The sequence below is a fragment of the Arthrobacter humicola genome (assembly GCF_039531445.1).
Classification (GTDB): Bacteria; Actinomycetota; Actinomycetes; order Actinomycetales; family Micrococcaceae; genus Arthrobacter; species Arthrobacter humicola.
Genome location: NZ_BAAAQB010000035.1, coordinates 1 through 19,283, shown reverse-complemented (window position 1 = coordinate 19,283; position 19,283 = coordinate 1). Strand labels below are relative to the sequence as shown.

The window sequence follows — 19,283 nt, the reverse complement described above, 5'->3', positions numbered from 1 at the left end:
GTACGACGCCGGCCCTGCTGGCCGGCGTCGGACGGATCGCCAAAACCGCCGGCGCCCTGGGCGCCCCGCCCCAGCCCCCGGCCAGTCAGGCACGGGTCAGGGGCCGGCTGCACAGCCTGATGCGGGACCGGGCGGCCATCAGCCACCACTACGACCTCAGCAACGACTTCTACGCCCTGATCCTGGACCCGCAGATGGCCTACTCCAGCGGTTACTGGACGGACAGCTCACCCGGGTACGGACTCGAGGACGCCCAGCGGGACAAGCTGGGCCTCGTCTGCCAAAAGCTCGGCCTGGCCCCGGGGATGCGGATGCTCGACGTCGGCTGCGGCTGGGGCTCGCTGAGCCTGCACGCCGCGCAGCACTACGGCGTCGACGTCGTCGGGGTCACCCTCTCGGTGGAGCAGAAGGCGTTCATTGACGCCCGCATCAGGGAGCGCGGGCTGGAAGGACGCGTCGAGATCCGGGTCCAGGACTACCGCGAGATCCCGGACGGGCCGTTCGACGCCGTCGCCTCTCTCGAGATGGGCGAGCACGTCGGCCAGCGCAACTACCCCGTCTACGCCGCCGCCCTGTTCGGCAACGTCAGGCCCGGCGGCCGGGTCTTGGTGCAGCAGATGTCCCGGAACGGCAAGCACCCCGGCGGCGGCCCGTTTATCGAGTCCTTCATCGCCCCGGACATGCACATGCGCCCGGTGGGGGAGACCCTCGGCTTTTTGGAGGATGCAGGGTTCGAGATCGAGGGGGTGCAGGGCATGCGCCGGGACTACGTCCGGACGCTGGAGGCCTGGTACGCCCGGTTCGAGGAGAACCATGACGCCGCCGTCGCCATGATGGGCGAGGAAATCGCCCGGGTCTGGCGGCTGTACCTCGTGGGCGCGCTGCGCAGCTTCGCCGAGGCCCGGATGGGCGTCGACCAGATTCTCCTCAGCCGGCCGGAGTCGCTTGGGTAGGTACCCGTGGCGCCGGTCACTGCGGAGTGTTGGAACGCGGGGTGTTAGAACAATCACGATCCGATGAGGCGGACACCACGGTGTCCGCCTCATTCGTGTTCCCGGACACCAGATGTAGTGGCCGCCACCACCACCGGACACCACCGGACACCCCCGAAAAACGTGCGCGACACGCCGTCTGCGGTGCGACACGCGGGGGTGATTAATGTGGCTAACTACTCCACAGGGTGTGGATTTCGTCCGCCAAAACAGCTGAATTCCGGACATTTGGCGGGCCCCCTCCTGTGGATTATCGGTGGGTTAAATGACATACTTGTAATACATCATCTTGGGGTCCACGTGAGGCTCTTGCACTACATGTAGTATCGACATACAGTTCCAGCAGAGCATCAGCGCGGGGCAGTCGGAGCCGGGGAAGCGCTCCGAACAAGACTTTCAACAAAGGGGACAAGGACCATGACCGTTACGGTTTACACGAAGCCGGCCTGCGTTCAGTGCAACGCGACCTACCGCGCGCTGGACAAGAAGGGCATCGCTTACCAGAGCGTCGACATCTCCCAGGACGCGGAGGCCCTCGAGCGCCTGAAGTCCCTGGGCTACATGCAGGCCCCGGTCGTCGTCACCGACCAGGACCACTGGTCCGGTTTCCGCCCGGACAAGATCGAAGAACTGGCGCAGGCCGCCGCCGTCGCTGTAGCCTGAAGCGCTCCGGACGCCGCTACCAGGCAGGATTTGACGGTAGATGAGGTGAGTCCAATGGTTGTGACAACTGAAGATCGGGCAACTACTGAAGATCGGGCGGCCGCCACGGCTGACAGCGGGGAAGCGGTCAGCACAGCGGCTCCCGAGATCACCCACAGCCGCCTCATCTACTTTTCCTCCACCTCGGAAAACACCGCACGTTTCGTTGCGAAACTGGGCGTCGAAGCCGCCAGGATCCCCCTCTATTCGAAGGACGCCCCGCTGGCGGCCCGGGAACCGTACGTTCTGGTGGTGCCGACCTACGGCGGCACCGGGGGAGAGGGATCTGTTCCAAAGCAGGTCATCAGGTTTTTGAACGACCCGGGCAACCGGACGCTGATCCGCGGAGTGATCGGGGCCGGCAACACGAATTTCGGGGATAACTACTGCATGGCGGGGGACATCATCGCCGCAAAATGCAACGTCCCCCACCTATACAGGTTCGAACTCATGGGCACGCCGGAAGACGTCTCCCGTGTACAACAAGGATTGGAAGAGTTTTGGACACGACTGTCGCAGACAAAACAGTAACCGGGGGCACAGGCTCCCGCGGGGGCACGGCCACGGCTGTTGAGAAGCAGGAAAAGCACGAGATGCCGGCCGCGTACAAGGGCCTGGGCTACCACGAGCTCAACGCCATGCTGAACCTCTACGGCCCCAACGGCGAGATCCAGTTTGAGGCCGACCGCGAGGCCGCGCACCAGTACTTCCTGCAGCACGTGAACAACAACACCGTGTTCTTCCACGACCTCGAGGAAAAGCTCGACTACCTCGTCAAGAACGAGTACTACGAGCGCGAAACCCTCGACCAGTACACGATGAACTTCATCCGCGAGCTCTTCAACCGCGCGTACAAGAAGAAGTTCCGCTTCGAGACCTTCCTGGGCGCGTTCAAGTTCTACACCTCCTACACGCTGAAGACGTTCGACGGAAAGCGCTTCCTGGAGCGCTACGAGGACCGCGTCTGCATGGTGGCCCTGCACCTGGCCCGCGGCGACGAGAAGCTCGCCACCCAGATGGTCGACGAGATCATCGAAGGCCGCTTCCAGCCGGCCACTCCGACGTTCCTGAACGCCGGCAAGAAGCAGCGCGGCGAGCTGGTCTCCTGCTTCCTGCTCCGCATCGAAGACAACATGGAGTCGATCGGCAGGTCCATCAACTCCGCCCTGCAGCTGTCTAAGCGCGGCGGCGGCGTGGCCTTCGCCCTGACCAACATCCGCGAGGTCGGCGCGCCGATCAAGCAGATCGAGAACCAGTCCTCCGGCGTCATCCCCGTGATGAAGCTCCTCGAGGACAGCTTCTCCTACGCCAACCAGCTCGGTGCCCGCCAGGGCGCCGGCGCGGTGTACCTGCACGCGCACCACCCCGACATCTACCGCTTCCTGGACACCAAGCGCGAGAACGCGGACGAGAAGATCCGCATCAAGACCCTCTCGCTCGGCGTCGTGATCCCGGACATCACCTTCGAGCTCGCCAAGCGGGACGAGGACATGTACCTGTTCTCCCCGTACGACGTCGAAAAGGTCTACGGCATGCCGTTCTCCGACGTCTCGGTCACCGAGAAGTACTACGAGATGGTGGACGATTCCCGGATCAAGAAGACCAAGATCAAGGCGCGCGAGTTCTTCCAGACCCTCGCCGAGATCCAGTTCGAATCCGGTTACCCGTACATCATGTTCGAGGACACCGTGAACCGGGAAAACCCCATCGACGGCAAGATCATCATGTCCAACCTGTGCTCCGAGATCCTCCAGGTCTCCCAGCCCACCACGTACAACGATGACCTGTCCTACGACCACACGGGCAAGGACATCTCCTGCAACCTGGGCTCGCTGAACATCGCCAAGACCATGGACTCGCCGGACTTCGGCCTGACCATCGAGACGGCCATCCGCTCGCTCTCGGCCGTCTCGGACATGTCCAACATCACCTCGGTGCCCTCGATTGCCCGGGGCAACGACCAGAGCCACGCGATCGGCCTCGGCCAGATGAACCTGCACGGCTACCTGGCCCGCGAACGGGTCCACTACGGCTCCGAAGAGGGCCTGGACTTCACCAACATCTACTTCTACTCGGTGGTGTACCACGCGGTCCGCGCCTCCAACCTGCTGGCCATCCAGACCGGCCAGACCTTCGGCGGCTTCGAGAAGTCCAAGTACGCCACCGGCGAGTTCTTCGACAAGTACACTGAGCAGGAATGGGTCCCGCAGACCGCCAAGGTCGCCGAGCTGTTCAAGAACATCCACATCCCCACCCAGGATGACTGGCGCGAGCTGAAGGCCTCCGTCATGGAGCACGGCATCTACAACCAGAACCTGCAGGCTGTTCCGCCCACGGGCTCGATCTCCTACATCAACAACTCCACCTCCTCGATCCACCCGGTGGCGTCCAAGATCGAGATCCGCAAGGAAGGCAAGCTGGGCCGCGTGTACTACCCGGCGCCGTACCTGACGAACGACAACTTGGAGTACTACCAGGACGCGTACGAGATCGGCTACGAGAAGGTCATCGACACCTACGCCGCCGCCACGCAGCACGTGGACCAGGGCTTGTCCCTGACGCTGTTCTTCAAGGACACGGCCACCACGCGCGACATCAACAAGGCCCAGATCTACGCCTGGAAGAAGGGCATCAAGACCATCTACTACATCCGTCTCCGCCAGCTCGCGCTGGAAGGGACCGAGGTAGAGGGCTGCGTCAGCTGCATGCTGTAGCTTCAACTCAATCGTGACTGTACGACGGCGGGCGCCCGCCCGCCGTCGTACGCTTAACTTAACGAAGAACCCAACCTTTAGGGGATGACATGACCGAAAAGGTCAAGCTGCTTAGCCACGTCGAGGCGATTAACTGGAACCGCATCCAGGACGACAAGGACGTGGATGTCTGGAACCGCCTGGTCAACAACTTCTGGCTGCCGGAAAAGGTGCCGCTGTCCAACGACATCCAGTCGTGGGCGACGCTCACCCCGGACGAGCAGCAGCTCACCATGCGCGTGTTCACGGGCCTGACCCTGCTGGACACCATCCAGGGCACCGTCGGCGCCGTCTCCCTGATTCCGGACGCCCTCACCCCGCACGAAGAGGCTGTCTACACGAACATCGCGTTCATGGAGTCCGTGCACGCCAAGAGCTACTCCTCCATCTTCTCCACGCTGGCCTCCACCAAGGAGATCGACGAGGCATTCCGCTGGTCCACCGAGAACGAGAACCTTCAGAAGAAGGCCCAGATCGTCATGGACTACTACCAGGGCGACGACCCCCTGAAGCGCAAGGTGGCCTCGACGCTGCTGGAGAGCTTCCTGTTCTACTCGGGCTTCTACCTGCCGATGTACTGGTCCTCGCGGGCCAAGCTGACGAACACGGCCGACCTCATCCGCCTCATCATCCGCGACGAGGCCGTGCACGGCTACTACATCGGCTACAAGTTCCAGAAGGGCCTGGAGAAGGTCTCCGAGGAGCGCCGGCAGGAGATCAAGGACTACACCTTCGAACTGCTCTTCGAGCTCTACGAAAACGAAGTTCAGTACACCCACGACCTCTACGATTCCGTCGGCCTGGCCGAGGACGTCAAGAAGTTCCTGCACTACAACGCCAACAAGGCGCTCATGAACCTGGGCTACGAGGCCATGTTCCCGGCTTCGGTCACCGACGTGAACCCGGCCATCCTGTCGGCCCTGTCGCCGAACGCTGACGAGAACCACGACTTCTTCTCGGGTTCGGGTTCGTCTTACGTGATTGGCAAGGCTGTTAATACTGAGGATGACGACTGGGACTTCTAGGTCGCGTCGCTGTGAGGTCGGAGGCTAGTTGGCGATTTGAATACTAGTTGGCGAAATGGGACCAGACGTTGTTTGGCGAAGACCGATCCAATTGGCGATACGGACGCCCGGGCTTAGCTGCAAGATCCGCAACTAAGCCCGGGTTTCCTCGGGACTTATCCTGATGCTGGTGTGAGATCGGAAGCTAGCTGACGGTTGGATCACTACATCAGCTACATCCACACCCTGGCAACGGTTCGTCTACCTCGCCACCGTCATCGACTGCTACTCCAAGAAAATCGTCGGCTGGTCCATCACGGATCACATGCGCACCGAGCTTGTCGCCGACGCACTCAAGAACGCCGCCCCGACAACCCGGATCGAGCCATCCGCGATCCGGCCGAGGCAGCCTCTACACTTCGACCGAATTCAGGGCCCTCGTGACAGGTCTGGGAATGCGCTCCTCGATCGGACACGCCGGGGTGTGCCGGGACAACAGCATGGCCGAATCGTTCTTCTCAGCCCTGAACAACGAGCGTGTCTATCGGACCGCTTGCGCGACGGGGAGGACGGCCTTCAACATGACTTCCTGAGTGTGTTCTTGTACCTTGGTCGTCCTCGCTTTTGTGAGGTCGGAGGCTAGTTCGAGGTTCGAACTTTAGTTGGCGAAACGGGACAAGAAGACTTGCGAAATCTGGCCTTGTTGGCGCCAACGACCCAGTGTGAGATTTCGGGATAGTTGAAAGTTCCGGCACCTAGTTGCAGGGAGGCGCCGGGCTAGGTGCAAAGCCTGCTACTAGACGGCACGGATTCGAAGTGGCGCGGTTCATCTTCTTATTTCAGAGGTGAAGGGTACGGCCGCGCGCTTCGACGTCCCTTCCTGACAAGGGGCTGGACCAGAAGGCCGCCGGGGCGATGCGCCGGCGGCCTTCCTGTGCCTGATAGGCGCTGGTCAGTATGAGTCCAGCAGCCAGGGGTCACAGCTGGCGGGCGCACCGGAGTTGTACCCGGTCATGAAGGCAGCGTGCCGTTGCATAGGAGTGCCGTGGTGGCCGCGTGAGCTGGTGTTGTAGTCGCCCACCAGCATCGTTGCCTGGATGGCCTCCTCGATGTCACCGGCCTCAAGGATTCCCTCGTAGTACGCCGAGTTAGCCCACACACCGGCCCAACAATCCGCGTGGAGCTCCGTTTTGTAGACGGGGTAGTTCAGATCCGCCGGCGGAAGGGGAACGATGCCCAGCTCGGTTTGCACGTTGTGGGCATATTCATGGGCCACGGCCATGGCCACCGAGAAGTCCCCGGACAAATTCGTAGCAGCTTCAGTGTTCCCTGGCGCCCTCAGCTCCCCATTCCAGATCTTGGTCGCAATGGCCTGGGAGAACACAATGCTGTCATCGAGCGGGCAATAGTACGCATCATCATCAGTTGTCGGCGCGTTGTTGTCGCAGGCATTCTGCACGGACTCGCCAGGGCCCGGGAACACCACGTTCACGTAGGGCGCCGGGAGGCCAGCCGCTTGCAGGACCTTCGTCCAGTACTTGTCGACGTCCGTCGCAACCATCGTCATGAACGCTGACATGGTTGCCCGCGAATCCCCTGTGGAACGGAGTTGTGCGCCCTGGCCAGCGCGTGGCTGTTGCGGAAGCTGCGTCGTGGCCGGGACGGGTGCGGCCGGGTCCGGCGTACCCGGCGGCGTCACCATGGCCTCGTATGAAGGACTCGCCGATGACGCCCCCGGTGACGCCGGCGACACAGACGGGGTAGCGGAAGCTGAACTCGCAGTGGGCGTCGGACCCGATGCCGGCGCGGACGCTGGTCCTTGAGCTGTCAGCCCTGACGAGCACGACGTGCAGGCCAGTACGGATATAACGACCACGGAGAGGGCGATTCTAGGTGCTTTCATGGTGTCCCGTTTCTCATGCATTAACTGCTGGATACGAGGCGACCCCACCCAAAGTCGTCGATACCGACACGTGATATGTCGGATTTATGGAGTGATGCTCCCGACAATACGCCGGTGGGTCCCGGATTGCACTGGTTCGACCTGACGAAGTCGAAGAATTTCGCCGGAAATGCTAGCTTCGTGGCCACGACCGAGGCGGTCCGCTAATCGAGGAACGGCTCCCACATGGCGCGCATCGTTTCTGCGCAGCCGGAGAGCCAGGCCCGGACAGCGAGTTCGTCTGCCGGTGTGACCTTGATCCGGACGGACTGGTTGTACGGCCTGCCCTGCATCATGTTCGGTGATGCCCCCGCGGAGGCGTGCGTATTCAAGATTGATGGTATCTATTGGCGTCACTCTAGGAGCAATCGGGACGAAATGGCCGAGAGAGGGCCGGCCACCGGCGCGGAGCGTCTGCACGCGCACACACAGTTGAGTTGGTCCGGCGTGGGCCGATTAAAGCTTGTGGACGACAGTCCCTTGTCATGTTTGTCCCATCAGGACTACTATCGCCTCATCCACCATCCATATTGGGATGATGATTTGCGGGCACCGTTCCCGCCGAAACGCGCTCAATTCTCTCCGCCGAGCGCAATATGACACCTGCGAGGGGCAGGCATCAGCCGTAAAGGCTCATGCACGGACTAAATCCGGAATATTGGGGCTACCTCTCATGACCCGCTTGCATCTCAGCATTCTTGCTGCGCTGATCCAGCGTGCTCACGATTCACGAATGGGGCGTCGTCATGATGAAAGAAGACAACGATGAGACGCAAAATCATGACAGCACTGTTCTCCATAGTGATGCTCGTTCTGGGAACGGTCGCTTTGGCTTCGCCCGCACAGGCGTCCTCGGGAGGCACGTTCTGTTTCCGGCAGCAGAATGATGACCCCTTCATGAACAAACCCGTGTCCCTTGAGCTGAGTGCCGATGGGAACAACTGGTACAACGTGCTCACTCTCCAGACTGATGAGAGCGGATGCGGCTGGTACACCCTGACGGGCGACTACACGCAGTACTACGTCCGCGTCACAGCAGACTGGTGGTGGACGGGCATCAATGGGGAACTTCGTCAACACTGGACCGGGTTCACAATTGCCGGTTCACCGGGGACTCAGTATGACTCGCTGGGGAGCAACATTGTCATCTGCGCAAGCGTAGATGAAACATCCCCATGCTACTGACCGCTATCTTCCAACCGGGATTTCGATGAGGAGAGAAGATCACCATGCTCCGAAAGATCACCACCGCACTCTCTGCTTTGGCTTTGGTCATACTTGGTTCGATTGCCATCGCGCCGTCAGCTAACGCAGCATCAGGGGGAAGTTACTGCTTTCAATACGAGACAAACGGGTACCCGTACGACACTCAGCCCGTCTACATTCAGTTCAGCGATGACATGGTGAACTGGAACACGGCCCTGATAATGAACACGGACAGCAGTGGCTGCGGCGCGTTCTATGTGTATGGCGATGACATCTACAGGTACGTGCGCGCTGTCGCGAGGCAAGAAGTGCGTACGAGCCTCGGTGGCGTTGCCGCCGTCTGGTCAGGTTCGTCCCCGCTCTACGGGAATCCGGGGAACGCAGCCCTAAGCCTCGGGACTGGGCTAGTCACATGCGTGTCGCGGAGTGTGTACCCATGCTTCTAGTCACGCAGCTAATAGACTTGGGCTAGAGGCAAAATCCCTGGCGCCTACAAAGACCTCGACAGCGTCATCGACGCGCAGAAGGACCTCGTGGAAATCGTCCAGCACCTGCGGACCGTGCTCTGCGTGAAGGGCTAGACCACCGCGACGGCGAAGGTCGCCCCACCCCACGGCGGGGCGGCCATTTCGTGCCGGGGGAGCGCCAGGGCCCAGTCCGCACACATGGAGCCCATGACTACTCAACGCGACCACCGCGACGAACACCCCGGCTGCAGGCCCGTCTTTCCCTGGCTGCCCGCCTACAACCGCTACCGGCTCAACGTGAACCTGATCGCCGCCGCCACGGAAGACGTCGCCGGGATGCCGGAAGCTGCCCCCGCCGACTGGCTGGACTTCCTGCGTGGCCGGGAAAGGCCCAGCAAGTGGCACCTGCAGAGCAAATTCATCGCCCACCGGGAAAACTGGCGCGAGGAGGAGCTCGAAAGCAATCAGGTCGACGATGTCTTCCGGGAACCACGCCGCGGCCTCGGAACGCTGGGCGAAGTGCGAGTCCGCCGTGGCGGGCAGCTGCAGGAATGGTTCAGACGGGCTGATTGCAGTGAACCGGCCGTAGTCGGCGCGCGGGGGCAGTGCCAAGGTGAACTTGCCGATTAGGCCTGGGCTCAAACACATCTCCTTCGCGGCTGCAGTGGTTACGAAGATCTGCACCCACATACTGCTCGGTAGTGGCAACGTTTGGGATCGCGCGACGTTCGCGCGGCGTGGCGTTCTCGGTCTATGAACCCTTTATCGATGACGAATGGTGACCACTCTCGGAACCACGGACGAACAGGACCTTAGGTGACTACGTAGAGGCCGGAGTCACCGTCTCCAAGTGTCTTCGCCAACTAGTTCAGTGATCCGATAGCGTTAGAGGCTGGAAGAAGACCCCGGAATGACGGTGATTAGTTTCTGGCATTTCCGCCAACGAGCCTCCGATCTCACAGTCGTCATCGTTCGTCATGTTGTTGAGAGATGTCACCCTAGTTGGAAGAAGCGCATCGTCTAGGTGGAAGTCTTCCAAGTAGCTGCCACTAAATCGTGCAGGGTCCGCTTTGTGAGTCCAGTCCGGGGCAGACGGCTCAAGGCCACCGGCTGATGTGCCCCCGGCCGGCACGGCCAGGCAGCCTCCGCGCGGCGCGCGCGATCCAGTACAGCTGATCGGAAATGCTCTGGTTCGGTTTTACCGCGACAACGCGGATCCGGGGGAACGTTGTCGGGTTGGACGAACGGGTGGGCCTGCGGAACCACCCACCGGCCGGCATGGGCATACGCCCTGGCCTTGATCACCGTGACAGCCTTCCGCAAGCTCATCGTCAGTCCCATCCCTCAAGGATGTCCACGGCCGTCGTTCCCGGACCTTTTCAGATGAGGCAACGTACCCGGCTCCACGGACCTTTTCCATGAGTCAACGCGGCCCCCCCTGTTGCCTCACGTCAATAGGTCCGGGAGGGTTGATTCGTTGCCTCACGTGAAAAGGTCCGGTTCAGGGGCGGGTTGAACGAGGTGTTGACTTTGTAGTTGCGGGGTGCGGCTTTGGCTTGGGCGAGGGTTTCGAGTTCACCTGTCAGTCCCAGGATCTGCCGGGACAACACCGCGGGTTTTAGGCGTTTGAACTGGGCGTTCATGGTGATGACGGGGCGTTTGCGGGTGTCCGGGTGGCGGGCGGCGCGCTGGTGCGGGGTGAGCGCGGCATCATGTTTCTTGATGACTTTCGCGCCGTGGCGTTCCTTGGACACCAGCTTCTGCTGCGGGAGCAGATAGTTCGTGAACAGCCCGTCAAGCTCCCAGATCTCGTTGAGCTTCTCCAGTTCCGCGGCGGTGTCATAGCGGTAGTAGCCGACCAGCTCCCGGACCCTGGCCCAGTTCTTTTGTTCCACGTGGGCGCCATCGTTCTTGTTCCCCGGACGGGACCGGGTAAAGGTGATCCGGTGCTCCTGGCAGTAGGCGAAGAGGTAGTCGTTGATGAATTCGGTGCCGTTGTCCGAGTCGATCCCCACGATCGGGAACGGGAACCGTGCCAGCGCGTACTTCAGGGCCGCGAACACCCATTTCTGCGCCTTGTTCGGCACGGACCGGTTCACGGTCCATCCCGTGGCGATATCCGTGACCGTCAGCGTGAAGCAGAACTGCCCGGAGGCCACCCCGCCCTCGTGCCCCACCAGGTCGATCTCCACGAACCCGGGCACCGCATCGTCCCAGTCCGCCCAGGTCCGGACCGGGATCTGGGACTTCAGCAGCGATCCGGGCTTGGTGTGGGAACGGCCCCGCAGCACCAGCTTCTTCCGTTCCGGGGCCAGCCGGCGGTCAATCGTTGCCGCGCTCATCCGCATCAGCAGCTCCGCCTCCTCATCCGAGAGCATCAGTTCCCCGTCCCGGCGCAGCAACGGCACCAGCACCGGCAGCATCGGGGCCAGACGTTTGCCGGCCGGAGCGCGCAGCACCGCCCAGCACACCACCAGAGCCTCGACGACCCGCGGACCATACACCGGCGGCCTCGGCTCCCGGGCCCGCACCGGCCGCAGCTGAAGCGCCTGCCGCAGGGCCCGGCGCGCATAGTCCCGGTTCCAGCCCGTGAGCTCCACCAGCTCATCGAGGATCCGGACCTTCTCCGGCCGGCCGGCCCGGGGATACGCCCTGGCCTTGATCACCGTGACAGCCTTCCGCTGGCTCATCGTCAGTCCCATCCCTCAAGGATGTCCACGGCCCCGTCGTTCCCGGACCTTTTCAGATGAGGCAACGTACCCGGCTCCACGGACCTTTTCCATGAGTCAACGCGGCCCCTTGTCCTGTGCGTGGGCCGAGGCTAGTCTGACCTCGACCGTCGGCATTGCCGCGGGCGCGTCACCGCCGATCAGGAGGATGCCTTGAAGTTTGATCCGAACACCACCGCCGTTGTACTCATCGAATACCAGAACGATTTCACGTCCGAGGGCGGCGGGCTGCATGACGCTGTCCGACCGGTCATGGAAAAAACGGACATGCTCGCCAATACGGCTCGCGTTGTAGAGGTGGCCCGCGCGGCCGGTGTCACGGTAATGCACGCGCCCATCACGTTTGCCGAGGGCTACAACGAGCTCGGCAAGCATCCGTACGGGATCCTCAAGGGGGTCGTGGACGGTGGCGTGTTCGTCAAGGGAACCTGGGGTGCGGCCATCATCGACGAGCTGGCGCCGGCCGAGGGCGACATCGTCATTGAAGGTAAAAGGGGTCTCGACACCTTCGCCAGCACAAACCTGGATTTCATCCTGCGCAGCAAAGGCATCACCACCATCGTCCTGGGAGGGTTCCTGACGAACTGTTGCGTCGAATCAACGATGCGCAGTGGCTACGAGAACGGGTACCAGGTGGTGACGCTGAGCGACTGTGTCGCTGCAACTTCGGTTGAGGAACACGATAACGCGATCGCGTACGACTACCCGATGTTCTCCACCCCGATGACTGCCGAGGAATTCTCCAGCCGGCTGTCCTGACTTTGCAGACGAACGAAGGCCGCACCGTCCGGCACGAAGTCAGGCTGCGGCCTTTGTTCTGCCTCCGCCCTAGTTGGAGCCCGCGCCCACACCGGCTTGCCTAAAACTCTGTAGTGCCACGCAGCCGGCGGGGGCGGCCGTCCGGGTCCACGACGAGGCGGCTCATCGGAACCGCCCAGAGACGTTGGAGGGGCGACACGGGCTCTGGGGTGTGGCGGCGCACATGTCCGGCGGGGCGGGGCGAGCGCTGCCCGGATTCGTGCCATTGGTCGAGAGCGTCTGCGGTGGTGTTCCAAAGCTTGAGCCCGGCCCCCGGGTCGAGGAGCCGGGGATCGTCCTGGTTTAGGCCCAGGTGTTCCGCCCAGAGTTGGAGCCGGAGCCCGTGGGCCAACGGCCGCGAACCGTCATGGTCCGAGTCTGTGCCGGGAGTTTCCCGGTTGTCAGCAGTGGCATCGAGTACGGCGCAGGTGAGCTCACTGTCGGTGGTCCACGATCGGCGGTTGAAGTTGTCTGAGCCGCAGGTCATCCAGGTGTCATCGATGATGCAGATCTTGGCGTGGACGTAGATCGGGGTTCCGGCGCTGTTCTCCAGATCGAACACGCCGACCCTGTCGGGCGCGACCCGGCGCAGCATCCTGATGGCACGCAGTTGCCCGATCCGGATAGCCGGTCCTGCTATAGCACCGTCGGAGTCGGGGTAGCGGGGCACGACGGCGATCACGTACAATTCGGGGTTCCGTTCGAGGGCCTCCGCAATTCCGGTTGCGACCTCTGTAGACCACAGGTACTGGTCCTCGATGTAGATCAGCGAGCGAGCGCGGGCGAAGGCCTTCGCATAGCCGCGGGCAATGCTGCGTTCCCCCTCGGGTGCGAACGGGAACGGAGGACGTTTCACCCCGTAGGTGCGCAGCAGCTGCACGGAGTGAGGGCCCGCCGGTGGGGGCGGCGGCGCAGTCTCCGGGAGCGGTTCGGGGTGCCGGGGCATACGGGCCAGACGTTGCAGCAGCATCCGGTAGGGGGTGCGCCGGTCCAGGGGATGGGGGTCGTTCCACCGTTCAGCAAACACTGCCAGGACATCTGCCACCACGGGGCCACGCAGTTCGAGGGTCGCATCGTGCCACGGGGGGCGTTTCCCGTACCGGGAATCCATGTCCACCGCTTGCGGGTCTCCCGCGTGGCCGGCATCGTCCCGACGGCTGTGGGAGAGGTCGATCCCGCCAACGAACGCGACATCCCGCGACGGATTGTCACGATGGCGGATGACGAAGAGTTTTTGGTGATGGGAGCCGAAGAGGCGTACACGCTGATCCAGCAGCACCTCTCCGCCGGCGTCGTTGATCTGATGACTTAGCAGCTCGTTGGATCGGCTGCTGATCGGGGCCGATACACGCTCTCCGTGGGATCTCCAGACAAGGCCCCGCACTTCCACGCCTGCGCGGGCCAAGCCCGAGAGCACGTCGCCGATCGACGGTCCGTCGGCCAGCAGCCGCTCGTCGGCGTCGCCGCGCCAGTCGGTGAACCACACGCGGTCTCCCGCCTGCAGAGCCGTCAACTCCTCATGCAGTCGGGCGAAGTAGGTTGCTCCATGAATCAGGGGCCGCACTAGATTGCCCTCCGACCAGGACAGCGATCCGGCACCCCCCGCGTGGACGTCTGTGGCCAGATTCCCCCGCTCGGCGCGACTCAGAAACCACGTACCAGCATTACTGTCCACTCAGTCCTTCTTTCGGGGCCCGTTGCCGCTAGTGTCCGGTCTCAAAAAAATAGCCTACGACTGTGCTGACCAATGCCACCGACAGGGTGATCAGCGTCCGGTTCAAGCCTATGTTTTGTCGGGCCGTGAGTAGGAGGAGCCGGAGGGCGTCCGTTCCAATAGCCCGAAGTCGATCATGTAGCGGCGCAGCATCACGACGTCATCGGTATAACTGAGGAGCCGTTCATTTACCTGCTTTTCCGTTAGGTGTTCGCCCGGCTCGATTGCTTCGCTGGCAATCCAGGCCAGGAGCTCCCGCCGTTCCGCCATGTTGGCTGGATACCGATCGATTCTGCCTAGGCGCATGAAGCGAGCCACTCCGGTCTGCGCCTGTCGCCGGGGTTGCTGCGTGAGCAGGTCGCGGAAGATCGACTCAGACGCCTCCAGTTCGTTGGCAGCATTCCGTTCGACGAGCCCTGACTCGAGCAGGGCGGCGATGGCCCGGTTCCGCCGTTGGTCATTCAGATCAGCAACCACGTCGGCGAGCTTGGCGCCCAGTACGATTTGCGCGTAGACAGTCCGCGCGTCCTTATTGGCGAGGGCCGCCACCACTCGCCGCCAGTGCGGTCCGCTCAGCCGCGTCCCTCCGGTCACAGCCTTCTCCTCACTCTGCGTCTGCCCTCGCCCGTGCTAGTCAGCGTGTGCCTGGTCAATAGGCAAGATCGTAGTCCGGAGCGGACGCGACGGACAGGGTCTGCGGGCGGTCGGCTGCGCGGCGATGGGCGAAAGTGTCGGGACACGGCAACACCCCCTTCCCTAAGGCCGCCAGATGGTGGCCGGTGTATCGGAAGGGGGTGCAGCCAGGGGCGCTCGGATCAGGCGTCGGCGGGATCCTCCACCGGCGCGACAGGGGTCTCTGCCGCGGATTCTGCCGCCTTTTCGGCAGCTTCCGCGTCGGCCTCGACGGCGGCCTGCGCAGCTTCGGCGGCGGCTTCCTCTGCAGCTTTCGCGTCAGCGGCTGCCTTTAGGGCTGCCACTTTCGCTGCCGTGGCTTCGCGCTTCTGGGCTTGGGTGGCCTTCTTGGCGACCTTCTTGGCCTCCTGGGCGGCGTGCTTCTGTGCGACATCCGCAACGGCGGCAGCGTTCTTCGCCTCGGCGGCAGCCTTCAGGGACGTGACCTTGGCCTTCACAGCGGCAAGCTTCGCGGCGGCTGCCTGCTTCTTCAACTGCGTCTTGGCCTTCGCCTCAGTGGCCTTTGCGGACGCCTTCACGGAGACCGAGTGTGCGGCCTTGGTCGGAGCCGCGTTGGCGACACCGGCACCTGCACCGGTGAGAACGGCGGTGGTCAGGACGACAGCGCCCAGTTTCTTTGCAATCGACATGCGTGATACTCCAATGATGAGTGGCCCGGGCCGTGCGGGCGGGATCTCGCTCGCTGGTTGCCGTCAGCCTAAAGTGGAAGCAGAGAGTCGTTCAACCGGAAGCGCCGATGCTTGGCAGAACCTTGGCGAATGCTGTGACTTCAGTCTTTCGGGCCCCAATTTTGTGCCGGCTACTCTCGCGATGGACGGCTGCCGGTCTTCAGTTAGCCTCGTCAGTCCTTGTCTAGGACGGTGACGTCCAGGGGCATGCGGTTGGCGCGACGGAGGCGTCCGGCCAGCACGTTGCGCACCCCGCGGGTCACCATGGTCGTTTTGGTCAGATCCCGGAACTCGGCGGCGTCCGACGTTACGAGGTCCAGTAGAGGGCGCGCGGCGTCGTCAGGGTTCTGCCCCCAGAGCCCGACGACGACCTGCAGCCCGCCCAGTCGATGCTCGTAGCCTGGCTGGGACGTGACGTGCCCCAGCATGTCTGTCATCACCAATCCCGGATTCATGCCATGCACCCGGACGCCGGTGCCCTTGGTCTCCAGCCGCAACGTCTCGGTGAACTGGCGGACCCAGCGCTTGCTCGACGCATACGCGTTCTGCAGCGCGACCGGCCCTTGGTCGCCGTGGCCATAGATGTTGACGAGATCGCCGCGGCCTTGGCCGAGGAACACGGGCAACGCAACCCTCGACCCGTGGAACGTGCCGAGGATGTTCGTGCGCACCACTCGCGTGAAGTCATCGACCGGCGTGGACGCCGTGGGCCCGTAGACACCTGAGGCTCCGGCGTTGTTGACCCAGATGTCGAGCGTCCCGTGGCCTAAGGCCTCGTCGCGCAGGGCTTCGACGTCGGCCAGCTCACCGGTGTCGCAGTGACGTCCGGACGCCGCGATCCCTTCCGTGTGCAGCCGCTCGACGGCGGCCGCGACGTCCACTTCCGACCTGGACGCCAGCACCACCGTCGCGCCCTGATGCCCCAGTAGCCGGGCCATTGCAAACCCCAGACCGCGTGTCGAGCCAGTCACGACCGCCACGCGGCCGCGGAGGACGTCTCGTTGCGAACCCATGCTCTTCTCATACGCGCAGCGGCCGCAGAGAGCAAGAGGGAGATGCGCAGAGGGCCGGAATATTGCCGGATCCGCAGGTGGCAGCCCGGCCGGACAAGTTCCTTCGGGACTCAAGGCGTCCCAATGCGGCGTGCTTCCGGCGGATTGCTCGATTGCCGACAAGAGCTAGCAGGGGTCGCAGTCGAGTGCGAACGCTCCTATTTACCGTGCTGTCGGCGCACCAATTCGGTTATCCAGATGGGCGCGAACGGAGATGTGCAGTTCGGGGGAGTCGGATAATCCTTGAGCACCTCCAGGCGCTCACCGATGTCGATGGCGCGGGCGCGGTGCTCGGCATGCTCGATCCCGATCTGGGCCAGGCAGTGGTTCATCGCCCACTGCAGGCGGTCCTGGGCGTCCTTCATCTCCGCCTCGATGACGTCGAGCAGTCCTGCGAGGTCGAGGCCCTCGGGCTTCTTCGCCACGCGTTCGCTGGTCAGCGCCCAGCCGGCACTAGCCACTACCGGATCCGGGTCGGCCAACCAGGTCAGGCGCAACTCTTCGGAGTGCGGGGTCTTCTTCACCACGTAGTTCACGTGCCAGTCGTGCACCTTGGGGCTGCGCGCCTGGCGCAACATGAAGTCCAACTCTTGACGTTCGAACGCCTTCGGGCGGCAGATCAGGACCGCCAGCAGTTGCGCAGCGGTGTCATCCGTCTCCCAAAGCTGGCGCGCGAGGTCCTGCTGGGTCTTCAGCCGCTTCGCGAGTGCACGCAGTTTGCCGAGGTTCACACCGTGGTCGTCACCGTGTTTCTCGTTCACCACGCGTGCCCTCGGGTCCTCAAGATCGGCCAGTTCGGCCATCACTTCGGCCACCGTCGTCTCGGCCACCTCGGCCACCTCGGCCACCTCGGCCTCCTGTTCATCAACTATGAGGTTGAGCCTACTTGGAAAGCGGTCAGCCTGCGCCGTCAGGAGCGCACTCGGGATGCGGTTGAAGAGGGGTGTTGGCCAATCCCCGAGGGTCAAAGAATCTGGAAAAGTCCCAGACGCCGATTCCGGTTCCATGGTTCAATGACGTGACGTTGGGCACGTCAATCCGGAGATCAGCTCGTGGTGAAGGTCGAACGTTAGCCCCTGGAAGTGCAGAGAGGAAAGCGCGATGAGCGAAGACCAAGCGGCACCTGAGACGAAAGGTGTCACGTCGGAGTTACTTGCAACGGTTGACCTCGGCCCCGAGATCGAGGGCATGGCCGGTCGCCAGCTTCGAATGCGTATGGTGACCTTCGAGCCAGGGGGAGTCTTCGGCCCGGTACACGACCATATAGACCGACCAGGCATCGTCTACATCTTGCAAGGAACGATCACCGACCATAGGAATGGAGTCACTACGGACTACGGGCCGGGGGTGGGCTGGCCCGAGGACCGGAACACCGTTCACTGGCTGGAGAACCGAGGAACGATTCCCGCGTCGGAGATCTCAGTCGACATAGTCCGCCAAGATTAGGCTCAGGCCCAAGATCTGAATCGGCACGCAACTGGTCGTTCAAGCGGATTGGTACAGGGCGCATTCGTGGGTGGGGTCGTCGAGGGGTGCCGGCCAGCCGGGGTCGTCGGTGTTTGCGGCGGGGAATGGGTGCCCGGCCGTGAAGTGGTGCCAGTCGGGGAAGGGATCCGGGGGCAGTTCCGGCTCGGGATCCGCGGGCACGCCTCGCTCCGGCCGTGGGTCTGTGGCTGTAGCCGTGATCGGGAAGTCGTGGGGCCAGCGGGGCGGTTCCCAGTCCTGATGCTCGCTCGGATAGTAGCGTTTTGAGGGTGAAATCCAGCCCGGCGGGCTCGTTGTGCTGGCCCCGACGGGTGTCCAGGCGGAGGCGTGTTTGAGGCGGTGGTGTTTCGGGCAGGGCTGGCCCAGGTTGGCGATGCCCGTGGTGCCGCCGTCGGCCCAGGCCAGGAGGTGGTCCGCCTCGTTGTCCAGGGAATGGTTGTTGCAGCCGGGAAACGGACACCTGCCGTCCCGGAGCCGGAGCCAGTGCCGCTGCGCCGCCGTCAGGCGGTAGCTGCTCCGCCCGATCTCCAGCGGCGCCCCGTCCCGGGGATCGGTCAGGACCCGGTAGAAGGAACCCGCGCCGCCACTGACGAGGCGCCGGGCCATCGACGGCGGGATCGGACCGTACCCGTCCAGGACGGCCGGTTCGTCCGTGAGGCCCAGCAGCGACAGGACCGGCACGGTGACCAGGACCTGCGCCCGCGGCACCGGAACACCTCCAACCACACACCCGCCCGTCCCGCCGCCGGCAAGTCCGCTGGGGCCGCCGTCGGCTGTTCCGCCGGTGGCGTTGGTGAGGAGCCAGGTCGCGGCGATGTCGGCGCGCAGCTGGGCCAGGGTCCGGGTCTCGGCCGGGCCCTGCAGGGCGCGGGCGGCGGTGGTGGTCCGTTCCCAGATCCCGGCCGCGGTCTCGGCCGGGAGCCGGGCCGAGAGCCAGGCCATGCCGTCCCGGTCCGGGACGAACTCGACCCGCCGGTCCGGAGCCTGTCAAGTTGTTTGTGTAAGTGGGGCGGGGTGTCATCGGTTCAGGTAGGGTCCGAGCCGGTCGGGGTAGTTCAGGACGAGGATTCCGAGGGCT

Annotated in this window: 18 protein-coding genes and 2 pseudogenes; 11 read left to right on the top strand and 9 right to left on the bottom strand. The window is 63.4% G+C overall.

Annotated features, from left to right (window positions below; genetic code table 11):
* From ABD243_RS12520 to ABD243_RS20935, 6 genes and pseudogenes are all read left to right on the top strand, one after another.
* Positions 1-953, top strand: a 953-nt coding sequence (locus tag ABD243_RS12520) for a class I SAM-dependent methyltransferase (RefSeq protein ID WP_344366143.1), incomplete at its 5' end; no start/stop codon positions are given.
* Between the two features lie 456 nt (positions 954-1,409).
* Entirely contained in the window at positions 1,410-1,655 is a 246-nt protein-coding gene (gene nrdH, locus ABD243_RS12515) for a glutaredoxin-like protein NrdH (RefSeq protein ID WP_018773329.1), read from the top strand.
* Positions 1,656-1,709: 54 nt separating this feature from the next.
* Entirely contained in the window at positions 1,710-2,225 is a 516-nt protein-coding gene (gene nrdI / locus ABD243_RS12510; protein WP_344366139.1) for a class Ib ribonucleoside-diphosphate reductase assembly flavoprotein NrdI, read from the top strand.
* A gap of 62 nt (positions 2,226-2,287) precedes the next feature.
* Positions 2,288-4,408, top strand: a complete 2,121-nt coding sequence (gene nrdE / locus ABD243_RS12505) for a class 1b ribonucleoside-diphosphate reductase subunit alpha (RefSeq protein WP_091253813.1) — start codon at positions 2,288-2,290, stop codon at positions 4,406-4,408.
* A gap of 89 nt (positions 4,409-4,497) precedes the next feature.
* Complete coding sequence (gene nrdF, locus ABD243_RS12500; protein ID WP_344366134.1) at positions 4,498-5,472, top strand: class 1b ribonucleoside-diphosphate reductase subunit beta; 975 nt, start codon at positions 4,498-4,500, stop codon at positions 5,470-5,472.
* 207 nt (positions 5,473-5,679) lie between these two features.
* Positions 5,680-6,026 (top strand): annotated as a pseudogene (locus ABD243_RS20935) (DDE-type integrase/transposase/recombinase); the annotation flags it as partial.
* A 377-nt stretch (positions 6,027-6,403) separates the two neighbouring features.
* Here ABD243_RS20935 and ABD243_RS12490 read toward each other — a convergent pair.
* Together ABD243_RS12490 and ABD243_RS12485 are read right to left on the bottom strand one after the other, a co-directional pair.
* Positions 6,404-7,153, bottom strand: a complete 750-nt coding sequence (locus ABD243_RS12490) for a neutral zinc metallopeptidase (protein ID WP_344366131.1) — start codon at positions 7,151-7,153, stop codon at positions 6,404-6,406.
* A 404-nt stretch (positions 7,154-7,557) separates the two neighbouring features.
* Positions 7,558-7,725 (bottom strand): hypothetical protein, encoded by a 168-nt coding sequence (locus tag ABD243_RS12485; protein WP_344366128.1) that lies wholly within the window; start codon positions 7,723-7,725, stop codon positions 7,558-7,560.
* Positions 7,726-8,158: 433 nt separating this feature from the next.
* Here ABD243_RS12485 and ABD243_RS12480 point away from each other — a divergent pair, with 433 nt between their 5' ends.
* The 3 genes from ABD243_RS12480 to ABD243_RS12470 all read left to right on the top strand — a co-directional run bounded on the left by ABD243_RS12480 (position 8,159) and on the right by ABD243_RS12470 (position 9,696).
* Positions 8,159-8,578: a hypothetical protein gene (locus ABD243_RS12480; protein WP_344366126.1), complete on the top strand. Its 420-nt coding sequence runs from the start codon at positions 8,159-8,161 to the stop codon at positions 8,576-8,578.
* Positions 8,579-9,078: 500 nt separating this feature from the next.
* A complete protein-coding gene (locus tag ABD243_RS12475) occupies positions 9,079-9,180 on the top strand; it encodes an RtcB family protein (RefSeq protein WP_425547198.1) in 102 nt (33 codons plus the stop codon).
* A 93-nt stretch (positions 9,181-9,273) separates the two neighbouring features.
* Positions 9,274-9,696: a hypothetical protein gene (locus ABD243_RS12470; protein ID WP_344366123.1), complete on the top strand. Its 423-nt coding sequence runs from the start codon at positions 9,274-9,276 to the stop codon at positions 9,694-9,696.
* Positions 9,697-10,517: 821 nt separating this feature from the next.
* On the opposite strand, the gene ABD243_RS12465 is transcribed toward ABD243_RS12470, so the two are convergent.
* Positions 10,518-11,756: a DDE-type integrase/transposase/recombinase gene (locus ABD243_RS12465; RefSeq protein ID WP_344366121.1), complete on the bottom strand. Its 1,239-nt coding sequence runs from the start codon at positions 11,754-11,756 to the stop codon at positions 10,518-10,520.
* 192 nt (positions 11,757-11,948) lie between these two features.
* Between ABD243_RS12465 and ABD243_RS12460 the strand changes: the two genes are divergently transcribed.
* Positions 11,949-12,554 carry a cysteine hydrolase family protein gene (locus tag ABD243_RS12460; RefSeq protein WP_344366118.1) on the top strand — a complete coding sequence of 202 codons (606 nt, stop codon included), beginning with the start codon at positions 11,949-11,951 and terminating at the stop codon, positions 12,552-12,554.
* Positions 12,555-12,654: 100 nt separating this feature from the next.
* On the opposite strand, the gene ABD243_RS12455 is transcribed toward ABD243_RS12460, so the two are convergent.
* From ABD243_RS12455 to ABD243_RS12435, 5 genes are all read right to left on the bottom strand, one after another.
* The gene (locus ABD243_RS12455) at positions 12,655-14,106 is read right to left on the bottom strand and encodes a phospholipase D family protein (protein ID WP_344366115.1); all 1,452 of its coding nucleotides are present in this window, start codon (positions 14,104-14,106) and stop codon (positions 12,655-12,657) included.
* Positions 14,107-14,376: 270 nt separating this feature from the next.
* Complete coding sequence (locus ABD243_RS12450; protein WP_344366113.1) at positions 14,377-14,901, bottom strand: DUF2087 domain-containing protein; 525 nt, start codon at positions 14,899-14,901, stop codon at positions 14,377-14,379.
* 221 nt (positions 14,902-15,122) lie between these two features.
* Positions 15,123-15,629: a hypothetical protein gene (locus ABD243_RS12445; protein ID WP_344366111.1), complete on the bottom strand. Its 507-nt coding sequence runs from the start codon at positions 15,627-15,629 to the stop codon at positions 15,123-15,125.
* 212 nt (positions 15,630-15,841) lie between these two features.
* On the bottom strand, positions 15,842-16,681 hold the full coding sequence (locus ABD243_RS12440; RefSeq protein ID WP_344366108.1) for an SDR family oxidoreductase: 840 nt from the start codon (positions 16,679-16,681) through the stop codon (positions 15,842-15,844).
* Between the two features lie 197 nt (positions 16,682-16,878).
* Positions 16,879-17,523: a DNA alkylation repair protein gene (locus ABD243_RS12435; RefSeq protein WP_344366391.1), complete on the bottom strand. Its 645-nt coding sequence runs from the start codon at positions 17,521-17,523 to the stop codon at positions 16,879-16,881.
* Between the two features lie 298 nt (positions 17,524-17,821).
* On the opposite strand from ABD243_RS12435, the gene ABD243_RS12430 reads away from it, so the two are divergent.
* Positions 17,822-18,166 carry a cupin domain-containing protein gene (locus ABD243_RS12430; RefSeq protein WP_344366104.1) on the top strand — a complete coding sequence of 115 codons (345 nt, stop codon included), beginning with the start codon at positions 17,822-17,824 and terminating at the stop codon, positions 18,164-18,166.
* Positions 18,167-18,205: 39 nt separating this feature from the next.
* Here the strand turns inward: ABD243_RS12430 and ABD243_RS12425 are convergent.
* A pseudogene (locus ABD243_RS12425) lies at positions 18,206-19,189 on the bottom strand (HNH endonuclease signature motif containing protein); the annotation flags it as partial.
* Between the last annotated feature and the right edge of the window lie 94 nt (positions 19,190-19,283).

Coding starts and splice junctions, on each gene's coding strand:
- nrdH (WP_018773329.1), top strand. CDS start 1,410: ATGACCGTTACGGTTTACACGAAGCCGGCCTGCGTTCAGTGCAACGCG.
- nrdI (WP_344366139.1), top strand. CDS start 1,710: ATGGTTGTGACAACTGAAGATCGGGCAACTACTGAAGATCGGGCGGCC.
- nrdE (WP_091253813.1), top strand. CDS start 2,288: ATGCCGGCCGCGTACAAGGGCCTGGGCTACCACGAGCTCAACGCCATG.
- nrdF (WP_344366134.1), top strand. CDS start 4,498: ATGACCGAAAAGGTCAAGCTGCTTAGCCACGTCGAGGCGATTAACTGG.
- ABD243_RS12490 (WP_344366131.1), bottom strand. CDS start 7,153: ATGGTGACGCCGCCGGGTACGCCGGACCCGGCCGCACCCGTCCCGGCC.
- ABD243_RS12480 (WP_344366126.1), top strand. CDS start 8,159: ATGAGACGCAAAATCATGACAGCACTGTTCTCCATAGTGATGCTCGTT.
- ABD243_RS12470 (WP_344366123.1), top strand. CDS start 9,274: ATGACTACTCAACGCGACCACCGCGACGAACACCCCGGCTGCAGGCCC.
- ABD243_RS12465 (WP_344366121.1), bottom strand. CDS start 11,756: ATGAGCCAGCGGAAGGCTGTCACGGTGATCAAGGCCAGGGCGTATCCC.
- ABD243_RS12445 (WP_344366111.1), bottom strand. CDS start 15,629: ATGTCGATTGCAAAGAAACTGGGCGCTGTCGTCCTGACCACCGCCGTT.
- ABD243_RS12440 (WP_344366108.1), bottom strand. CDS start 16,681: ATGGGTTCGCAACGAGACGTCCTCCGCGGCCGCGTGGCGGTCGTGACT.
- ABD243_RS12435 (WP_344366391.1), bottom strand. CDS start 17,523: ATGGCCGAACTGGCCGATCTTGAGGACCCGAGGGCACGCGTGGTGAAC.
- ABD243_RS12430 (WP_344366104.1), top strand. CDS start 17,822: ATGAGCGAAGACCAAGCGGCACCTGAGACGAAAGGTGTCACGTCGGAG.